The sequence below is a fragment of the Kitasatospora sp. NBC_01287 genome, from assembly GCF_026340565.1.
Classification (GTDB): domain Bacteria; phylum Actinomycetota; class Actinomycetes; order Streptomycetales; family Streptomycetaceae; genus Kitasatospora.
This window is the reverse complement of sequence record NZ_JAPEPB010000001.1, coordinates 7,690,949-7,712,681: the sequence shown is the minus strand read 5'-3', so window position 1 is coordinate 7,712,681 and position 21,733 is coordinate 7,690,949. Positions and strand designations below refer to the sequence as shown.

Annotated in this window: 1 protein-coding gene (only partly in view); it reads right to left on the bottom strand. The window is 75.1% G+C overall.

Features of this window, described 5'->3' with window-relative positions; translation table 11 throughout:
- Window positions 1-31: 31 nt before the first annotated feature.
- Window positions 32-21,733, bottom strand: partial view of a type I polyketide synthase gene (locus tag OG455_RS33135; RefSeq protein WP_266299976.1) — the 3' portion only. Its footprint extends 13,854 nt past the window's final position; 21,702 of the gene's 35,556 nt are visible here — the last part of the coding sequence; its start codon lies off the right edge, out of view — the gene reads right to left on this strand; its stop codon occupies window positions 32-34.

Below are 21,733 nucleotides of genomic sequence, written 5' to 3'. Positions count from 1 at the left end.
TCGAGGCAGCCAAGCATGACGTGAGGTCAGCTCAGGACAGCCCGAACTCTTCGTCGATCAGATCGAAGAGGTCGTCGTCCGTCGCTGTGTCGATCTCCCGAACTCCGGCATCGGGACCGGTGTTGGTCTCCTGGGTGGCCCGCCACTTGGACAGCAGGGTCTCCAGGCGTGCGGTGACCGCCGCGCCGGTGGTGTCACCGGGTGCGAGGGCCGCCAGTGCGGTTTCCAGGGCGTCGAGTTCGGCCAGGGCCGGGGCCGGAGCGGCCTGGTCCAGCTTCAGTTCGACGCGCAGGTACTCCACCAGGGCCCGGGGGCTCGGGTGGTCGAAGACGGTGGTCGCGGGCAGCCGCAGACCGGTGGCCGCGCCCAGGCGGTTGCGGAACTCCACCGCGGTCAGCGAGTCGAAGCCGAGCTCCTTGAACGGGCGCTCGGTGTTGACCGCGCTCGCCGACTCGTGGCCGAGCACCACCGCCACCTGGCCGCAGACCAGGTCGAGCAGGGCCTTGTCCCGCTCGGCGGGGGCCAGCCCCGCCAGGCGCTGGGCCACCGTCGCCTCGCCCGCGGCGCTCAGGGCACCGGTGGCGGCGGCGCGGCGGACCGGGCCGCGGACCAGGCCGCGCAGCAGCGGCGAGAGGCCGCCACCCGCCGCCTGGGTCCGCAGCGCGGGCAGGTCCAGCTCGATCGGCACCAGCAGCGCCTCCGGCCGCGCCAGGGCGGCGTCGAAGAGCGCGAGTCCGGTCCCGGTGGCCAGGCGCAGCGTGCCGCCCCGGGCCGTGCGGCTGAGGTCGGCCTGCTCCAGGTGACCGGTCATGGTGCTGGACTGCTCCCACAGGCCCCAGGCCAGCGAGGCGCCGGGCAGGCCGTTGGCCTGCCGGTGCTGCGCCAGTGCGTCCAGGTAGGCGTTGGCCGCCGCGTAGTTGCCCTGCCCGGCCGCTCCGAAGGTGGAGGCGGCGGAGGAGAAGAGCACGAAGGCGGCCGGGTCCAGGTCCGCGGTGAGGCGGTGCAGTTGCCAGGCGGCGTCGGCCTTGGGCCGCAGCACGGTGTCCAGGCGTTGCGCCGTCTGCGAGCCGATCACGCCGTCGTCCAGCACGCCCGCCGCGTGCACGACCGCGGTCAGCGGGTGCCCGGCCGGGATCGCGTCGAGGACGGCGGCCAGTTCGGCCGGCTCGGCCACGTCGCAGGCCTCCAGCTGCACGGTCGCGCCCAGTTGCTGGAGCTCGTCCAGCAACTCCGGCGCGCCGGCGGCCTTGAGGCCGCTGCGGCTGAGCAGCAGCAGGTGCTTGACGCCGTGCTCGGTGACCAGGCGGCGGGCGATCAGCGCGCCCAGGGTGCCGGTGGCGCCGGTGACCAGGGCGGTGCCCTCGGGGTCCAGGGCGCGCGGCACGGTGAGCACGACCTTGCCGATGTGCTTGGCCTGGCTGACGAAGCGGAAGGCCTCGCGGGCCTCGCGGACGTCCCAGGTGCGCACCGGCAGGGTCTCGATGGCGCCCGCGGCGAAGAGCCGCAGCAGTTCGGCGAGCAGTTCGGCGGTGCGCTCGGGCCCGGCCTCGGCCAGGTCGAAGGCGCGGTAGCGGATGTCCGCGGGGCGGTCGGCGGCGGCTCGGATGTCGGTCTTGCCCATCTCGACGAAGCGGCCGCCGCGCGGCAGCAGGTCGAAGGAGGCGTCGACGAACTCCCGGGCCAGCGAGTTGAGCACCACGTCCATGCCCGCGCCGCCGGTCGCGGCGAGGAACTTCTCGCGGAAGTCCAGGTCGCGGGAGGAGGCGAGGTGCTCGTCGTCCAGGCCGAGCGCGCGCAGGGTGTCCCACTTGGCCGGGCTGGCGGTGGCGAAGACCTCCGCGCCCAGGTGGCGGGCCAGCTGGATCGCGGCCATGCCCACCCCGCCGGCGCCCGCGTGCACCAGCACCCGCTCACCGGCGCGCAGGCCGGCCAGGTCGTCGAAGGCGTAGAGGGCGGTGAGGAAGACGATCGGCACCGAGGCGGCCCGCGCGAAGCTCCAGCCCTCGGGGATCCGGGCGACCGTGCGGTGGTCGGTGACGGCCAGCGGCCCGAAGCCGCCGGTGACCATGCCGAGCACCCGGTCGCCGACCGAGAGGCCGGTGACGGCGGAACCGGTCTCCACCACCACGCCCGCGCCCTCGCTGCCGAGCAGCGACGGGTCCGGGTACATCCCGAGTCCGATCAGCACGTCGCGGAAGTTCAGCCCGCCGGCCCGCATCGCCAGGCGCACCTGGTGCGGCGCCAACTCCCGCTCGGCGTCCGGGGCGGCCCGCAGGGCCAGGCCCTCCAGGGTCCCCTCGTCCACCACGGCCAGCCGCCACGGGGCGGTGGCCGGGAGCGGGACGGGCAGCGCGGCGGCGGTGGCCGCCCTGGCCAGGCGCGGGGTGAGCAACTCGCCGCCGCGCACCGCGAGGTGCGGCTCCGCGGAGGCGAAGGCGGTGGCGAGTGCCCGCTCCGAGTCGGCCGTGCCGTCGGTGTCGACCAGCTGCAGGCGCAGCGGGTTCTCCGACTGGGCGGAGCGCGCCAGGCCCCAGACCGCGGCGGCCGCCAGGTCGGTGACGTCCTCACCGGCCGTCGCGGCCAGCGCGCCGCGGGTGAGCAGGGTCAGCCGCAGCTCCTCGAAGGCGGGCTCGGCCAGCCAGCGCTGGAGCAGGTCGAGCGCCTGGTGGGTGGCCGTGTGGACGGCCTCGGCGCCGTGGGCGGCGGGGTCGGCGGTCAACAGGCGCAGCACGACCGGGCGACCGTCGGCGGCCAGCTCGGCGGCCAGCGGCACCAGGTCGGCCAGGTCCTGGCCGTCCGTCAGCGTCCAGGGCTGGACGGCGGCGGCAGTCCCCTCGGCGGCCCTGGCGGCCTCGGCCTCCTCGGTGGCGCGAACCCACTCCATCCGGTAGAGGCAGTGGGCGGCCGGGCCGTCCTGGGCCGCGTCCAGCAGCTCGGCCGCGATCGGCCGCAGCGTCAGGGCGTCGGCCCGGGCCAGCGGCGCGCCGGTGGCGTCGGCGACCTCGACCGAGACCGCGTCCGCGCCGGCCGGGGCCAGCCGCACCCGCAGCGCACTGGCGCCACCCGCCAGCAGCGAGACGCCGGACCAGGCGAACGGGAGCAGGGCGCGCGGCCCGGCGCTCTCGTCCACCAGGCCGACCTGGGCTCCCAGGCCGATGGTGTGCAGGGCGGCGTCGAGCAGCGCCGGGTGCAGGCCGAAGGCCGCGGCCTGGGGCCGCTCGCCCTCGGGCAGCTCGACGGCGGCGAAGACCTCGGCGCCGCGCTTCCAGACGGCGCGCAGGCCCTGGAAGGCGGGGCCGTAGCCGTAGCCGCGCTCGGTCAGGCCCTCGTAGAGGCCCTCGATGTCGATCTGCTGGGCGCCGGCCGGCGGCCACTCGCGCAGGTCGGCGGTGGCGGCGGCCGGTGCGCCCTGGGCCAGGACGCCACTGGCGTGGCGGGTCCAGACCTCCTCGGCGATACCGGTACCGGCGCCGTCCTCGCGGCAGGAGTACACCTCCAGCGTGCGGCGTCCCTCGCCGTCCGCCGCGCCCAGCCGGGCCTGCAGGCGCACGCCGCCGCGCTCGGGCAGCACCAGCGGGCTCTCCAGGGTCAGTTCCTCGATCAGGTCGCAGCCGACCTGGTCGCCCACGTGCACCGCCAGTTCGACGAACGCGGTGCCCGGCAGCAGCAGCGTGCCCATCACCGCGTGGTCGGCGATCCAGGGGTGGGTCTGGGTGGAGAGGCGCCCGGTGAAGAGCAGGCCCTCGCCGTCGGCCAGCGCGATCGCCGCGCCGAGCAGCGGGTGCTCGGCGGTGCCCAGGCCCGCGGTGGTCACGTCGCCCGTGCGGGCGGCGAACATCGGCGGCCAGAACCGGCGGCGCTGGAAGGCGTAGGTGGGCAGGTCGACGTGGTCGCCACCGGTGCCGTAGAGGCGGTTCCAGTCGACGGTGGCGCCGTTGACGAAGGCCTCGGCCAGCGAGGTCAGGAAGCGGTCGGCGCCGCCGTGCTCCCGGCGCAGGGTGCCGAGCGCGATGCCGCCGCCGTTCTCCTCCAGGGTGTCCTGGACGCCGACGGTGAGCACCGGGTGCGGGCTGGACTCCACGAAGACGCGGTGCCCGGCCTTGGCCAGCTCGGCCACCGCCTCCTGGAGTCGGACGGGGTGGCGCAGGTTCTCGTACCAGTAACGGCCGCCCAGCTCACCGGGCTTGACCCAGTCGGCGGTGTAGGTGGAGAACATCGGGATGCTCGGGGCGAGTCCGGTGACCGGCGCGAGCGCCTCGGTGATCTCGGCCTCCAGGATCTCCATCTGGGCGGAGTGCGAGGCGTAGTCCACGTTGACCCGGCGGGCGTCCACGCCCGCCTCCGAGCAGACGACCATGAACTCGTCCAGCGCGGCCGCCTCACCCGAGACGACCACCGAGCCGGGGCCGTTGACGGCGGCGATGCCGACCCGGCCCTCGAAGGAGGCCAGCAGCTCGCCGGCCTTCGTGGCGGAGGCGAAGAGCGACACCATGCCACCCGAACCCGCCACCCGGGCCAGCGACTTCGCCCGCAGCGCGACCACCCGGGCCGCATCGTCGAGCGAGAGCGCGCCCGCCACGCAGGCGGCCGCGATCTCACCCTGGGAGTGGCCGACCACGGCGGAGGGGGTGATGCCCATCGAGCGCCAGAGCGCCGCGAGCGAGACCATCACCGCGAAGAGCACCGGCTGGACGACGTCCACCCGCTCCAGCAGCGCCCGGTCGGTGAGCGCCTCCTCCAACGACCAGTCGGTGAACGGCGCCAGCGCCGCCGAGCAGGCCGCGATCGACTCCGCGAAGACCGGCGAGGCCGCCAGCAGACCCGACGCCATCCCCACCCACTGCGAACCCTGACCCGGGAAGACCAGCACCACGCCGCCGCTGCCGAGCGCCCGCCCGGTCAGCGCGCGGTCGAAGTCGCCGCCCAGCACGACCATCCGGTCCTCGAAGACCGAGCGGCCGCGCACCAGCGCCGCACCCACCGCAGCCGGCTGCGCGTCCGTGCTGAACGCGGCCAGCCGCTCGGCCTGCGCGAGCAGTGCGGCCTCGCCCTTGCCGGAGAGCACCCAGGGCACCACCGGGGAGTCGATCGGCTTCTCACTGACGGTGCTTGACGGTACGTCAGTGATCGGCGCCTGCTCCAGGATGGTGTGCACGTTGGTGCCGCTGACCCCGAAGGAGGAGACCGCCGCGCGGCGCGGGCCGGCGGTGGCGGGCCAGTCGGTCGCCTCGGTGAGGAGTTCGACCGCGCCGGCCGCCCAGTCCACGTGCGGGGTCGGCTCGTCCACGTGCAGGGTCCTGGGCAGTACGCCGTGGCGCATCGCCATCACCATCTTGATCACGCCCGCGACGCCCGAAGCCGCCTGGGTGTGACCGATGTTGGACTTGACCGAACCCAGCCGCAGCGGGTTCGCCGCGTCCCGGTCGCGGCCGTAGGTGGCCAGCAGCGCCTGCGCCTCGATCGGGTCGCCCAGCGTGGTGCCGGTGCCGTGCGCCTCGACCGCGTCGATCTGATCGGCCGTCAGGCGGGCGTTGGCCAGGGCCTGGCGGATCACCCGCTGCTGCGAGGGGCCGTTGGGCGCGGTCAGCCCGTTCGAGGCGCCGTCCTGGTTGATCGCCGAACCGCGCACCACCGCGAGCACCGGGTGGCCCAGGCGCTGCGCGTCGCTCAGCCGCTCCACCAGGAGCATGCCCACGCCCTCGCCCCAGCCGGTCCCGTCCGCCGCCGCCGCGAAGGGCTTGCAGCGGCCGTCGGCGGCCAGTCCGCGCTGGCGGCTGAACTCGATGAACGCGCCCGGGGTGGTCATGATCGTCACACCGCCGGCCAGCGCCATCGTGCACTCGCCGCCGCGCAGCGCCTGGACGGCCAGGTGCAGCGCGACCGAGGAGGAGGAGCAGGCGGTGTCGACGGTGACGGCCGGGCCCTCCAGGCCGAAGGTGTAGGAGAGGCGGCCGGAGACCACGCTGGCCGCCGCGCCGGTGCTGCCGTAGCCCTCGGCGGTCTCCGGCGCGCCGAGGAAGAGTGCCGGGTAGTCCTGGCCGTTGGTGCCGACGAAGACACCGGTGCGCGAGCCGCGCAGGCTCTGCGGGTCGAGGCCGGCCCGCTCGATCGCCTCCCAGGTGGTCTCCAACAGCAGGCGCTGCTGCGGGTCCATGGCGAGCGCCTCGCGCGGCGAGATGCCGAAGAAGTCGGCGTCGAACTCACCGGGCGCGCTCAGGAAGCCGCCGGTACGCACGTAGGAGGTGCCGCGCCGGTCCGGGTCCGGGTCGTAGAGCCGCTCCAGGTCCCAGCTCCGGTCGGTCGGGAACTCGCTGACCGCGTCCCGCTCGGCGACCACCAGCTCCCAGAACTGCTCGGGGGTGCTGACCCCGCCGGGGAAGCGGCAGCTCATCGCGACGATGGCGATCGGCTCGCCCTCGGCGGTGGCGGTGCCCACGGCGACCTGCTCGGCCCCCGAGTCGCCGAGCAGCTCGGCGCGCAGCAGGGCGGCCAGGTGCTCGGCCGTCGGGTAGTCGTAGATCAGCGTGCTGGGCAGGCTGAGCCCGGTCACCGCGTTCAGGCGGTTGCGCAGCTCGACTGCGGTCAGCGAGTCGAACCCGAGGTCCTTGAAGGCGCGGCCGGGGTCGACCGACTCGAAGGACGGGTAGCCGAGCGCGATCGCCACCTGGTTGCGCACCAGGGTCAGCAGGATGCGCTCGCGCTCCTCCTCGGTGCGCTCGGCCAGCTCGCGCAGCAGGCCGTTGGACTGCTCGTTCTCGGCGGCGGCCGCCCGCTCCAGCTCGGCGATCGCCTCGCGGGCCTCGGGGATGCGGCGCAGCAGGCGGCTGGGCCGGGCCGAGACCTGGGCCGCGACCAGGCGGCTCCAGTCGATGTCGGCGACGGTGACCTGGGTGTCGCCCAGGTCCAGCGCCTGCTGCAGCGCGCTGATCGCGGCCTCGGGGGCCATCGGGGTGACCGCGCCACGGCGCATCCGCTCCTCGGCCGCGCCCTGGGCGGCCATGCCGCTCTCGGCCCACGGGCCCCAGGCGATCGAGGTCGCGGCCAGCCCGGCGGCGCGCCGCGAGGCGGCGAGCGCGTCCAGGTGGGCGTTGGCGGCGGCGTAGTTGCCCTGGCCCGGGCCGCCCAGCGTGCCCGCGATGGAGGAGAAGAGGACGAAGGCGTCCAGCTCCCGTTCGCGGGTCAGCTCGTCGAGGTGCTGGGCCGCGTCCGCCTTGGCGGCGAGCACGGTGCGCAGCCGCTCGGGCGTCAGGGTGTCGAGGATGCCGTCGTCCAGCACACCGGCCGCGTGGAAGACCGCGCCGAGCGGGCGCTCGGCCGGGATCCCCGCGAGCAGTGCGGCCACCGCCGAGCGGTCGGCCATGTCGCAGGCCGCGACGGTGGTTGTGGCGCCCAACTCGGTCAGCTCGGCGCGCAGTTCGGCCGCGCCGGGCGCGTCCGGGCCGCGCCGGCTGGTCAGGATCAGGTGCTCGGCGCCGTTGCGGGCCAGCCAGCGGGCCACCTGGGCGCCCAGCGCGCCGGTGCCGCCGGTCAGCAGCACGGTGCCGCGCGGGTGCCACGGGGCGCTCTGCGGGGTGGCCGCGGCGGGCAGCGCCCGCTCCAGCCTGGCCCCGAGCAGGCCGGTGGCGCGGATGGCGAGCTGGTCCTCGGCGCCCTGCAGCAGGGCGGTGCCGATCCGGGCCGCGGTGGGTCCGTCCAGCTGGGCGGGGAGGTCGAGCAGACCGCCCCAGCGGTCCGGGTGCTCCAGCGCGGCGACCCGGCCCAGGCCCCAGAGCTGCGCCTGGGTCGGCACCGCACCGCCGTCGGCCGCGCTCACCGCGACCGCGCCGCGGGTGGCGCACCAGAGCGGCGCGCCCAACTCGGCGTCGCCGAGCGCCTGCAGCAGCAGGAGGGTGGCGGCCAGCGGCTCGGGGTCGGTGAGCGCGAGCAGCGAGAGCACCCCGGCGGGGGCCTCGCCCTCGGCGGCCTCCCGGGCCAGCCGCTCGGCCAGCTCGGTGCGGGACGGGGAGCCCTCGATCAGCAGGTGGCGGAGGGTGAAGCCGGCCGCCGTGAGCGCGTCGGCCACCTCGCCGTCCGGCTGCCCGGCCGAGCCGACGACCCACCAGGTGCCGGACGGCGCCGACGGGGTCGCACCCGCCAGCGGCTCCCAGCGCAGCGCGTAGCGCCAGCCCTCCAGCAGTCGCTGGCCAGCCTGGCCACGCCGCCAGGCGGAGAGCGCCGGGAGCACCTCGCTCAGCGAGCCCGCGCCGTCCAGTCGCAGGGCGGCGGCCACGGACTCCAGGTCCTCGCGCTCGACCGCCTCCCAGAAGAGCGTGTCCACGCCGTCCTGGTCCTCGCCCGCACCCGGGCGGCGGCCGCCGGCCGCGATCTCCGGCCAGTAGCGGTCGTGCCGGAAGGCGTAGGTCGGCAGGTCGGTGGCGATGGGCCCGGTGCCGGTGAAGACGGCGGACCAGTCCAGCTCCAAGCCGCGCACGTAGGCGCCGGCCAGGCCGGTGAAGAGCGCCTCGACCTCGCCGCGCCCGGCCCGGCCCACCGGCAGCGCGGCCGCCGGAGCCGGCACGAGGGCACTGAGGATGCCGTCGGGGCCGATCTCCAGGAAGGTGCGGACACCCTGTTCCTGGAGGGTGGCCAGGCCGTCGGCGAAGCGGACGGCCTCGCGGACGTGGCGCACCCAGTAGGCGGGGTCGGTCAGGTCGGCGCTGAAGTCGCCGGTGACGTTGGAGACCACCGGGATGCGCGGGGCGCTGTAGCTCAGCGACTCGGCGACCGTGCGGAACTCGGCCAGCATCGGGTCCATCAGCGCGGAGTGGAACGCGTGGCTGACGGTGAGCCGCTTGACCTTGCGGCCCTCGGCTCGCCAGACGGCCTCCAGTTCGGCGACGGCGGCCTCGGGGCCGGAGACGGTGATCGAGTCGGCGCTGTTCACCGCCGCGACGTCGACGCCGTCGGGCAGTGCGGCGCGGATCTCCTTTTCGGTGCCCTGGACGGCGAGCATCGCGCCACCGGCGGGCAGCGCCTGCATCAGGCGGCCACGGGCGGCGACGAGCTTGCAGGCGTCCGCCAGCGACCAGAGGCCGGCGACGTGCGCGGCGGCCAGCTCGCCGATCGAGTGACCGGTGAGGTAGTCGGGGGTGAGGCCCCAGGTTTCGAGGAGGCGGAAGTAGGCGACCTCGATCGCGAAGAGACCGGCCTGCGTGTACACGGTCTGGTCCAGCAGCTGCGACTCGCTGTCGAAGAGGACCTCGCGCAGCGGGCGGTCCAGCTCGGTGTCGAACTGGGCGCAGACCGCGTCGAGCGCGTCGGCGAACGCCGGGAACACGGCGGACAGTTCGCGGCCCATACCCGCGCACTGGCTTCCCTGACCGGACATCATCACCGCCACCCTGCCCCCAGCAGTTACCCCGCGCACCACACCCGGTGCCTCACCGCCGGCGGCGAGCGCGTTGAGCCCGGAGCGGAACCCGTCCGCCCCTGCCGCGATCACCACCGCACGGTGTTCGAACCTAGAGCGGCCGTGGGCCAGCGAGAACCCCACATCCACCGGGCTCGACCCCGCACCGTCCCCTAGCCAGGCCGCCAGCCGCCCCGCCTGCGCGGACAGCGCCGCAGCTCCACGGCCCGCGAGCACCCACGGCACCACCGGGAGGGCCACCCCTGCGGCCGGGGCGGGGGCCGGGGCGGGGGCCGGGGCGGGCAGGCCCTGTTCGATGATCACGTGGGCGTTGGTGCCGCTGATGCCGAAGGCCGAGACGCCGGCCCGGCGCGGGCCCTCGTGCTCGGGCCAGGCGGTCTGCGCGGTGAGCAGTTCGACGGCGCCGGCCGTCCAGTCCACGTGCGAGGACGGCGCGTCCACGTGCAGGGTCTGCGGCAGCACCCCGTGACGCATCGCCATCACCATCTTGATGATGCCCGCGACCCCGGCCGCGGCCTGGGTGTGGCCGATGTTCGACTTGATCGAACCCAGCAGCAGCGGACGGGCGTCCTCGCGGCCCTGGCCGTAGGTCGCCAGCAGCGCCTGCGCCTCGATCGGGTCACCCAGCGCCGTACCGGTGCCGTGCGCCTCCACCGCGTCCACCTCGGCCGCGCTCAGACCCGCCGACGCCAGCGCCTGCCGGATCACCCGCTGCTGCGAAGGACCATTGGGCGCCGTCAGACCGTTCGACGCACCGTCCTGGTTCACCGCGCTGCCGCGCACCACCGCCAGGACAGGGTGCCCCAGCCGCTGCGCGTCGCTCAGCCGCTCCACCAGGAGCATGCCCACGCCCTCGCCCCAGCCCGTGCCGTCCGCCGCCTCCGCGAACGCCTTGCACCGGCCGTCGACGGCCAGACCGCGCTGGCGGCTGAAGTCGACGAAGACACCCGGCGTGGACATCACCGTCACACCGCCGGCCAGCGCCATCGTGCACTCACCGCTGCGCAGCGCCTGCATGGCCAGGTGCAGGGCCACCAGTGAGGAGGAGCAGGCCGTGTCGACCGTCAGGGTCGGGCCCTCCAGGCCGAGCGTGTAAGCCACCCGGCCCGAGACCACCGCGGCCGCGTTACCCGTGCCCAAGTGCCCTTCCGCCGACTCCACCGCGGCCAGCAGCAGCGCCGGATAGTCCTGACCATTCGTCCCCACGAACACACCCGTACGCGAGCCGCGCACCGACAGCGGATCGACACCCGCCCGCTCGAACGCCTCCCACGAGGTCTCAAGAAGCAACCGCTGCTGCGGATCCATCGCCAACGCCTCACGCGGCGAGATCCCGAAGAACCCGGCGTCGAAGCCACCCGGCTCCGCCAGGAACGCACCCACATTCACATACGACGTCCCCGCGTGATCAGCATCCGGGTGGTACAACCGCTCCAGATCCCACCCACGATCAACCGGGAACCCACCCACCGCGTCAACACCCGACGCCAACAGCGACCACAGACCCTCCGGCGAATCCACCCCACCCGGGAACCGGCACGCCATCCCCACGATCGCGATCGCATCGTCCACCGACGCCTGGACGAGGGCGGTGGGCTCCGCCGCACCGGCGGGCACGGCGCCGAGCAGCTCGGCGGCCAGGTGCTCCGCCAGCACGGCGGCGGTCGGGTAGTCGTAGACCAGCGTGGTCGGCAGCCGCAGACCGGTCATCCCGTTCAGGCGGTTGCGCAGGTCGACGGCGGTCAGCGAGTCGAAGCCCAGGTCGTGGAAGGGCCGTTCGGCGTCCACCGCGTCCGCGGTGGCGTGGCCGAGCGCCAGCGCCGCCGAGAGGCGGACCGCCTCCAGCAGCGCCTGCGCCCGGTCGGCCGGCGAGAGCCCGGCCAGCCTGGCGGCGAAGGAGGACCGCTCCGCGCCGTCGGACTCGCTCGGGCGCGGGCCCGCTTCGAGCGCCTGGACGGCCTCCGGCACGCCGTCCAGGACGGGCAGCCGGCGCGCGGCGGTCAGGCCGGGCGCGTAGCGCGACCAGTCGATGTCGGCGACGACCGCGGTGGCCTCGCCCGCGCCGAGCAGGAGTTCCAGGGCCCGGAACGCCCCCTCGGCGGCCAGCGGGGCGAGCCCGCCCCGGCGCATCCGCTCTTCGACCACGGACTCGTCGGCGGCCATGCCCGCGCCCGCCCAGGGACCCCACGCCACCGAGGTGGCCGCCAGACCCAGCGAACGACGGTGCACCGCCAACGCGTCCAAATAGGCGTTCGCCGCCGCGTAGTTACCCTGACCCGCCGCACCCAACGTCCCCGAGAGCGAGGAGAAGAGGACGAACGCGTCCAGCTCCTGATCGATCGTCAACTCGTGCAGATGACGGGCCGCATCGGCCTTCGCCGCCAGCACCGAGCGCAACCGCTCAGCCGTCAGACCCTCCAACACCCCGTCATCCAGCACACCCGCCGCATGCACCACCGCCGACAACTCGACACCGGCCAGCACCTCGGCCAACGCCCCACGGTCCGCCGCGTCACAAGCCACCAGCGACACCTCGACACCAGTACCGCGCAGCTCCTCGGCCAGCTCCACCGCACCCGGCGCATCCCCGCCACGACGACTCAACAACACCAGACGCCCAACACCCCGAGCAGCCAACCAGCGCGCCACCCGCACACCCAACGCACCCGTACCACCGGTCACCAACACCGTGCCACGCGGCACCCAACCATCACCACCGGCCACCGGCACGACACGCTCCAACCGGGCCACGAACACACCCGACCCACGCACCGCCACCTGATCCTCGACCGACTGCCCCAGCACCGCACACAACCGAGCAACCGCCCGCGCGTCCAACTCCACCGGAACATCGACCAGACCACCCCAACGCTCCGGCACCTCCAACGCCGCCACCCGACCCAGCCCCCACACCAGGCCACCATCAGGAACCGACAGAGCATCAGAACGCCCCACCGAAACAGCACCACGCGTCACACACCACAACGGCGCCGCCAGCCCCAACCGCACCAGCGCCAACACCGCCTCAACACCCTCCAGCAGCGACACCACACCCCGGAACCCACCCGGAACCACAGCCGCCACCGACTCCGCACGCACCACCTCAACAGCACCATGCGCCACCAACCCAGCCGCCACCGCATCAGCGAAACCATCCGCAACCCCCACCAGCAACCAACGACCCTCCAGTGAGGCCTTGTTGGCACCGGTCCACGGCTTCCAGCCGAGCCGGTACAGCCGGCTCTCGCTCGCCGACTGCTCGCGGCGACGGCGGCGCCAGTCGGCGAGCACCGGCAGCACCGGAGCCAGCGCCTCCAGCGGGGAGCCGTCCTCCAGCACCGCGAGCGCGTCCAGGTCCTCGCGCTCGACGGCCGCCCAGAAGCGGGCCTCCACCGGGTCGGCGGCACCGGCCGCCGGCGTGAGCGCGGCGGGCAGGCCCATCTCCAGCCAGTAGCGCGTGCGCTGGAAGGCGTAGGTGGGCAGCTCGACCCGGCGGGCACCGGAACCGGCGAAGTAGGCCGGCCAGTCGACCGCGACGCCGCGCACGTGCAGTGCGCCGAGGGCCGCGACCAGCGTCTGCGGCTCCGCGCGGTCCCGGCGCAGCGCGGCCACCAGGCGGGAGGGGGTGCTCTGCGCGGCCTCGCGGTCGGCGAGCACCTCCTCCGCCATGGCGGTCAGCACGCCGTCGGGGCCCAGCTCCAGGAAGGTACGCACACCCTGCTCGTGCAGGGTGGCCACCCCGTCCGCGAAGCGCACCGCCTCGCGGACATGACGCACCCAGTACTCGGCACCGCCCAGGTCCTCGATCCGGCCGGTCAGGTTGGAGACCACCGGAATCCGGGGCGCGGCATACGTCAGCGACTCCGCGACCGCCCGGAACCCGTCGAGCATCGGCTCCATCAACGGCGAGTGGAACGCGTGGCTGACCGTCAACTTCTTGACCTTGCGGCCCTCCGCCCGCCAGGCCGTGGCCAGCTTCGCGACGGCCGACTTGCTGCCGGAGACCACGACCGAGCGCGGACCGTTGACAGCCGCGATGTCGACCCGGCCACGCAGCGCGGCGCGGACCTCCTGCTCGGTGGCCTGCACGGCGAGCATCGCGCCACCGGCCGGCAGCGCCTGCATCAGGCGACCGCGCGCGGCGACGAGCTTGCACGCGTCGGCCAGCGACCAGACACCCGCCACGTGCGCGGCGGCCAGCTCACCGATCGAGTGACCCGCCACGAAGTCCGGGCTCACACCCCACGATTCGAGCAGCCGGAACAGCGCCACCTCGATCGCGAAGAGCCCCGCCTGCGTGTACACCGTCCGGTCCAGCAGCTGCGACTCGGCGTCGAAGAGAACCTCGCGCAGCGGGCGTTCCAGCTCGGCGTCGAAGTGCGCGCAGACCGCGTCCAACGCGTCCGCGAACACCGGGAACGCGGCGTACAGTTCACGCCCCATCCCCGCACGCTGGCTGCCCTGCCCCGAGAAGAGCACCGCGGACTTCGCCGCCGAGGTGCCGCCGCGCACCGCGCCCGGCGCCTCGCCGTGCTCGGCGAAGGCGGCCAGCGCGTCGAGCAGGCCGGCGCGGTCGGTGCCGGTGACCACCGCGCGCTGCTCCAGGGCGGCGCGGCCGGTGGCCAGCGCGAAGCCGGCGTCCAGCGGCGCGACCTCGGGGTGCGCGGTCAGGTGCTCGTGCAGGCGCGCGGCCTGGGCGAGCAGCGCCTGCGGATCGCGGGCCGAGAGGAGCACCGGCAGCACGGCCGGGGCGACCGGATCGGCGGCCCGGGCGGTCTCGACCGCCTCGGCCGGCTCGGCCTGCTCCAGGATGACGTGCGCGTTGGTGCCGCTCACGCCGAAGGAGGAGACCGCCGCGCGGCGCGGCTGCCCGGTCTGCGGCCACTCCTGACGCTCGGTCAGCAGCTCGACCGCGCCCGCCTCCCAGTCCACGTGCGGGGTGGGCTCGTCGATGTGCAGGGTCTGCGGCAGCAGTCCGTTGCGCAGGGCGAGCACCATCTTGATCACGCCCGCGACACCGGCGGCCGCCTGGGTGTGACCGATGTTGGACTTGATCGAGCCCAGCCGCAGCGGAGCGCGGCCCTCGGAGCGGCCCTGACCGTAGGTGGCCAGCAGCGCCTGCGCCTCGATCGGGTCACCCAGCGCGGTGCCGGTGCCGTGCGCCTCGACGGCGTCGATCTGATCAGCCGTCAGGCGGGCGTTGGCCAGCGCCTGGCGGATCACCCGCTGCTGCGCCGGACCGTTGGGAGCGGTCAGGCCGTTCGACGCGCCGTCCTGGTTCACGGCGGAACCCCGGACCACGGCGAGCACCGGGTGGCCCTGGCGGCGTGCCTCGGAGAGCGGTTCGACGAGCAGCATGCCCGCGCCCTCGGACCAGCCGGTGCCGTCGGCCCCGGCCGCGAAGGCCCGGCAGCGGCCGTCGCCCGACAGACCGCCCTGCTTGGAGAACTCGGTGAAGATACCGGGGGTGGCCATCACGGTCACACCGCCGACCAGCGCCATCGAGCACTCACCGCTGCGGATCGCCTGACCCGCCAGGTGCAGCGCCACCAGCGAGGAGGAGCACGCGGTGTCGACGGTGACCGCCGGACCCTCCAGACCGAAGGTGTAGGAGAGGCGGCCCGAGACCACGCTCGGCGTGTTGCCGGTCAGCAGGTGCCCCTCGACGCCCTCCGGCATGCTCAGCAGGCCGGTGCCGTAGCCGGAGGCGGCGGCGCCGACGAAGACACCGGCGCGCGAGCCGCGCACGGTGGCCGGGTCGATGCCGGCCCGCTCCAGGGTCTCCCAGGCCACTTCGAGCAGCAACCGCTGCTGCGGGTCCATCGCGAGCGCCTCGCGCGGCGAGATGCCGAAGAAGCCGGGGTCGAACTCACTGGCACCGTAGAGGAATCCGCCCTCCCGGACGGAGGAGGTGCCGGCCCGCACGGCCTCGGGGTCGTAGAGGCTCTCCAGGTCCCAGCCACGGTCGGTCGGGAAGTCGCCGATCGCGTCGCCGCCGGTGCTGACCAGCTGCCAGAGCGCCTCGGGCGAGTCCACCCCGCCGGGGAACCGGCAGGCCATGCCGACGATCGCCAGCGGCTCATCGGAGCCGGTCGTGGTCGCGACGGTGGTGGTGGTGGTCGAAGCCGCCACCTCGCCCAGCTCGGAGGCCAGTTCGCTCAGCACGTACTCGGCGAGCACCTGCGGGGTCGGGTAGTCGAAGACCAGGGTGGCGGGCAGCCGCAGACCGGTCGCCCCACCCAGGCGGTTGCGCAGCTCGACGGCGGTCAGCGAGTCGAAGCCCAACTCCTTGAACGCCCGCCCCGACTCGACCGCCTCGGCCGAGCCGTGACCGAGCACGGCGGCCGCCGCACCCCGCACCAGCTCCAGCACGGCACGCCCGCGCTCGGCCACCGCCAGCGGCGTCAGCTTCTCCACCAGCGCCGAACGGCCACCGGCCACCGCCGCCGCGCCCGCCACCCGGCGCACCGCGCCGCGCACCAGGCCGCGCAGCACCGGGGGCAGCGCCCCGGCAGCGGCGGCGCCGCGCAGCGCGCCGAGGTCGATCCGCAGCGCGACCGGCGCCGCGTTCGCCGAGGCGATGCCCGCGTCGAAGAGCGCCAGGCCCTCGGCGCGCGAGAGCGGCAGCAGACCGCCGCGCGCCATCCGCGAGACGTCCGCCTCCGAGAGGGTGGCCGTCATGCCGCCCGACTGCGCCCAGGGGCCCCAGGCGAAGGAGGTGGCCGGCAGGCCCAGGGAGCGGCGCTGGGCGGCCAGGCCGTCCAGGTAGGCGTTGGCGGCGGCGTAGTTGGCCTGACCGCCGGCGCCCAGGGTGCCCGCCACGGAGGAGAAGAGCGCGAAGACGGCGAGATCCTGACGGACCGTCAGCTCGTGCAGGTGCTGGGCCGCACCCGCCTTGGGCGCCCAGACGCCGGCGAGCCGCTGCTCGCTCTGCGCACCGATCACGCCGTCGTCCAGCACACCGGCGGTGTGCACCACGGCGGTCAGCTCGCGCCCGGCCAGCACCGCGGCCAGCGCGGCGCGGTCGGCCACGTCGCAGGCCACCACCTCGGCGGCGGCCCCCGACTCGGCCAGCTCCGCGACCAGTTCGGCCGCACCCGGCGCCGCCGGGCCCCGCCGGCTGAGCAGCAGCAGCTTGCGCGCACCGTGCTCCGCCACCAGGTGCTGGGCGACGAAGGCACCCAGGGTGCCGCTGGCGCCGGTGATCAGCACCGTGCCCTCGGGGTCCAGCGCCCGCGGCACGGTGAGGACCACCTTGCCGATGTGCTTGGCCTGGCTGACGAAGCGGAAGGCGTCCCGCGCCTGCCGCACGTCCCAGCAGCGGACCGGGGAGAGCTCGACGGCACCGGCCTCGAAGAGCGCCAGCAACTCGGCCAGCAGCTCACCGATCCGCGCCGGACCGGCCTCCACCAGGTCGAACGCCCGGTACGCCACCCCCGCCGGGACCTCGGTGCGGATGTCGGTCTTGCCCATCTCCAGGAACCGCCCGCCACGCGGCAGCAGTTCCAGCGAGGCATCCACGAACTCCCCGGCCAGCGAGTTGAGGACCACGTCCACACCCTCGCCACCGGTCACCGCGAGGAACTTGGCCGCGAACTCCAGATCACGCGAGGAGGCGATGTGCTCGTCATCGAGACCCAGCGAACGCAGCGTCTCCCACTTGCCCGGACTCGCGGTGGCGAAGACCTCCGCGCCCAGGTGGCGGGCCAGCTGGATCGCGGCCATGCCCACACCGCCGGTGCCGGCGTGCACCAGCACCCGCTCCCCCACCCGCAGCGAACCGAGGTCGGTCCAGGCGTAGAGGGCGGTGAGGAAGACGATCGGGACCGAGGCCGCCTGCGCGAAGCTCCAGTCGGCCGGCAGGCGGGTCACCATCCGCTCGTCGGCGATCGCCAGCGAGCCGAAGCCACCGGCGAACATGCCCAGCACCCGGTCGCCGACGGCGAGTCCGGTGACACCCGGACCCACCTCGGCCACCACGCCCGCGCCCTCGCCGCCCAGCAGACCGGCCGGGCCCGGGTACATCCCCAACGCGCTCAGCACGTCACGGAAGTTCACGCCTGCCGCCCGCACCGAGATCCGGACATGGCCGTCCGGCAGCTCGGCCTCGGCGTCGGGCGCGGGCACCAGGCGCAGCGCGTCCAGCGTGCCGCGCTCGGTGCTGTCCAGTCGCCAGGCCACCGCACCGGCCGGGGCGGCGAGTTCGGCACCGGCGTCCACCCGCGCCAGGCGCGGGGTCAGTGCGGCGCCGGCGCGCAGCGCGAGTTGGGCGCAACCGGCGGCCGTCATCGCGGCCAGCGCGGCGGGCAGCGCGGCCCGGGAGTCCGCGCTCCCGTCGGTGTCGGCGAGCACCAGGCGACCCGGGTTCTCGGCCTCGGCCGAGCGCACCAGGCCCCACAGGGCGGCGCCCGCCAGGTCGGTCACCGGCTCGCCGGGCACCGTGGCGACCGCGCCCCGGGTGAGCACCACCAGGCGGGAGTCGGCGAAGCGCTCCTCGGCCAGCCAGCGCTGGACCAGCGCCAGCACCCGCGCGGGTGCGCCCTCACCGCCGTCGGCCACGAGCACCAGCGGCGGGACGGGCTCGGCGAGCGAGTCGAGTGCGTCGATTCCGTCGACCCCGTCGAGAGCGTCGAGAGCGTCCGGAGCGCCGAGCACGGTCAGCGGCTCGACGACGGCGTCCTGCCCGGTCGCGGCGGCCGGCGCCTCCCAGACGAGCCGGTGGACCGGGTCGTGGTCGGCGGCGGGCTCGCTGCGCAGTTGCTCGGCGGAGACCGGGCGGAGCACCAGCGAGTCCACCGTGGCCAACGGCGCGCCGGTCGGGTCGGCGATGGTGAGTGCCACCGCGTCCGGCCCGGCGGCGCTCAGCCGCACCCGCAGCGCGGACCCACCGGTGGCGTGCAGCGAGACCCCGGTCCAGGCGAATGGCAGCCGGCCCTGGCCGGCGGCGGTCTCGGCCTCGGTGACGGCGATGAACTCGCCCAGGCCCACCGCGTGCAGGGTGGCGTCGAGCAGCGCGGGGTGCAGGCCGTAGGCTGCGGCGTCGGCCTGCACGCCCTCGGGCAGCACCACCTCGGCGAAGACCTCGGCGCCGCGCCGCCAGGCGGCCCGCAGGCCCTGGAACATCGGGCCGTAGCCGTAGCCCTGGGCGGTCAGGTGCTCGTAGTGGCCGCCGACCTCGACCACCGTGGCGCCGGGCGGCGGCCACTCGGTCAGGCTCTCCGGCGCGCTCCCGGCCGCTGCCGGGCTCAGCTCGCCGAGCGCGTGGCAGGTCCAGGCCGCCTCGGCGTCGGCCCCGGGGATTCCCGTACCGGCCGGGCGGGAGGAGATGGTGACGGAGCGCCGGCCCTCCTCGTCCGCGCCGCTGACCCGCACCTGCAGCAGCACGGCCGCGTCCTCGGCCAGCACCAGCGGTGTCTGCAGGGTCAGCTCGTCCAGCCGGTCGCAGCCGAGCAGGTCGCCGGCGTGCAGCGAGAGCTCGACGAAGGCCGTGCCGGGCAGCAGCACCGCGCCCAGGATCGCGTGGTCGGCGAGCCAGGGGTGGGTGCGGGTGGAGAGCAGGCCGGTGAGCACCAGGCCCTCGTCGTGGGCGAGGTGGACGGCCGCGCCGAGCAGCGGGTGCTCGGCGGAGCTGAGCCCCAGCCCGCCGGCGGACCCGACCGGGGCGCCGGTCAGGCGCGGCCAGATGTGGGTGCGCTGGAAGGCGTAGGTGGGCAGGTCGACGCGCCGGGCGCCGGCGAAGTACGCGTCCCAGTCGACGCGCACGCCACTCACGTGCAGGCGGGCCACGGCGGTCGCCAGGCTCCGCACCTCGGAGCGGCCCGCGCGCTGGGCGGGGATGCCCTCGGCCAGCGCGGACAGCACACCGTCCGGACCCAACTCCAGGAAGGTTCGGGCACCCTGCTCGCGCAGCGTGGCCAGACCGTCGGCGAAGCGGACCGCCTCGCGCACGTGGCGCACCCAGTAGGCGGGGTCGGTGAGGTCGGCGGTGAAGTCGCCGGTGACGTTGGAGACGACCGGGATGCGGGGGGCGGTGTAGGTCAGGGACTCGGCGACCGTGCGGAACTCGGCCAGCATCGGGTCCATCAGCGCGGAGTGGAACGCGTGGCTGACGGTGAGCCGCTTGACCTTGCGGCCCTCCGAACGCCAGCCGGCCTCCAGTTGTGCGACGGCACTCTCGACGCCGGAGACCACGATGGAGTCCGCCGCGTTGACGGCCGCGATGTCGACGCCGTCGAGCAGCGCCGCGCGGACCTCGGCCTCCGACCCCTGCACCGCGAGCATCGCGCCACCGGCCGGCAGCGCCTGCATCAGGCGGCCACGGGCGGCGACGAGCTTGCACGCGTCCGCCAGCGAGAGGACGCCCGCGACGTGTGCTGCGGCCAACTCGCCGATGGAGTGGCCCGCGAGGAAGTCCGGGCGCACACCCCACGACTCCAGCAGCCGGAACAGCGCGACCTCGACCGCGAACAACCCCGCCTGCGTGTACACCGTCCGGTCCAGCAGCCGCGACTCGCCGTCGAACAGCACCTCACGCAGCGGCCGGTCCAGCTCGCCCTCGAAGTGCGCGCAGACCGCGTCCAGCGCCTCCGCGAACACCGGGTAGGCGGCGTACAGTTCGCACCCCATCCCGGCCCGCTGACTGCCCTGGCCCGACATCAGCACGGCCAGGGTGTCGGTGACGCCCCGGTCGGCGAGGCCGCGCACCACGTCGGCGGCGTCGGTCTCCTCGGCGAGGGCGGTGAGCGCGGCCGTCAGCTCGTCGCGGGTGGCGCCGAGCAGCACGGCGCGGTGCTCGAAGGCGGAGCGGCTGGTGGCCAGCGAGAAGCCGACGTCCAGCGGGTCCAGCTCGGGCCGCGCCGTCAGCAGCTCGGCCAGCCGCTCGGCCTGCGCGCGCAGCGCCTCGCCGGTGCGGGCCGACAGCGGCCAGAGCAGTGCGGGCAGCTCGCGCGCCGGCGTGGCGAGCGAGGCCGGCGCGGCCGGCGCGGTGGCTCCGGTGGGCTCGGGGGCGGCCACCGGCTCGGGGGCCTGCTCGATGATGGTGTGCGCGTTGGTGCCGCTGACGCCGAAGGAGGAGATGCCCACCCGGCGCGGCTGCCCGGTCTCGGGCCAGGCGGTGGGCTCGGTGAGCAGCTCCACCGCGCCGGCCGTCCAGTCCACGTGCGGGGAGGGCGCGTCCACGTGCAGGGTGCGCGGCAGCACTCCGTGGCGCATCGCCTGCACCATCTTGATGATGCCCGCGACGCCGGCCGCGGCCTGGGTGTGTCCGATGTTGGACTTCACCGAGCCGAGCAGCAGCGGGCGGTCCTCGGTGCGGCGGCGGCCGTAGGTGGCCAGTAGCGCGTCGGCCTCGATCGGGTCGCCGAGCGCGGTGCCGGTGCCGTGCGCCTCGACGGCGTCGACCTGGTCGGCCGTCAGACGGGCGTTGGCCAGCGCCGCGCGGATCACCCGCTGCTGCGCCGGGCCGTTGGGGGCGGTCAGCCCGTTCGACGCGCCGTCCTGGTTGACGGCCGAGCCGCGCACCACGGCCAGGATCGGGTGGCCCAGGCGCTGCGCGTCGGAGAGCCGCTCGATGAGCAGCATGCCGGCGCCCTCGCCCCAGCCGGTGCCGTCCGCCCCGGCCGCGAAGGCCTTGCAGCGGCCGTCGCCGGCCAGCCCGCGCTGGCGGCTGAACTCGATGAAGACACCCGGCGTGGACATCACGGTGACGCCGCCCGCGAGCGCCATCGAGCACTCGCCGCTGCGGATCGCCTGCGCGGCCAGGTGCAGCGCGACCAGCGAGGAGGAGCAGGCGGTGTCGACGGTGACCGCCGGGCCCTCCAGACCGAAGGTGTAGGAGAGGCGCCCGGAGACCACGCTGGCCGCGTTGCCGGTGCCGAGGTGGCCGCCCAGTTCGTCCTGGGCGCCGACCAGCAGGTGGCCGTAGTCCTGGCCGTTGGTGCCGACGAAGACGCCGGTGGGCGAGCCGTGCAGGGTCTGGGGGTCGAGCCCGGCCCGCTCGATCGCCTCCCAGGAGGTCTCCAGCAACAGGCGCTGCTGCGGGTCCATCGCGAGCGCCTCGCGCGGCGAGATGCCGAAGAAGCCGGGGTCGAACTCGCCCGCCCGCTCCAGGAAGGCGCCGACCTGGACGTAGGAGGTGCCGGCGTGCTCGGGGTCGGCGTCGAAGAGGTTGCCGAGGTCCCAGCCGCGGTCGGTGGGGAACGGTCCCACCGCGTCGCCGTCCGCGACCAGCAGCTGCCAGAGCTGCTCGGGCGTGCTGACGCCACCGGGGAACCGGCAGGCCATGCCGATGATCGCCATCGGCTCGTCCTCGGCCTGGCGGCCGGG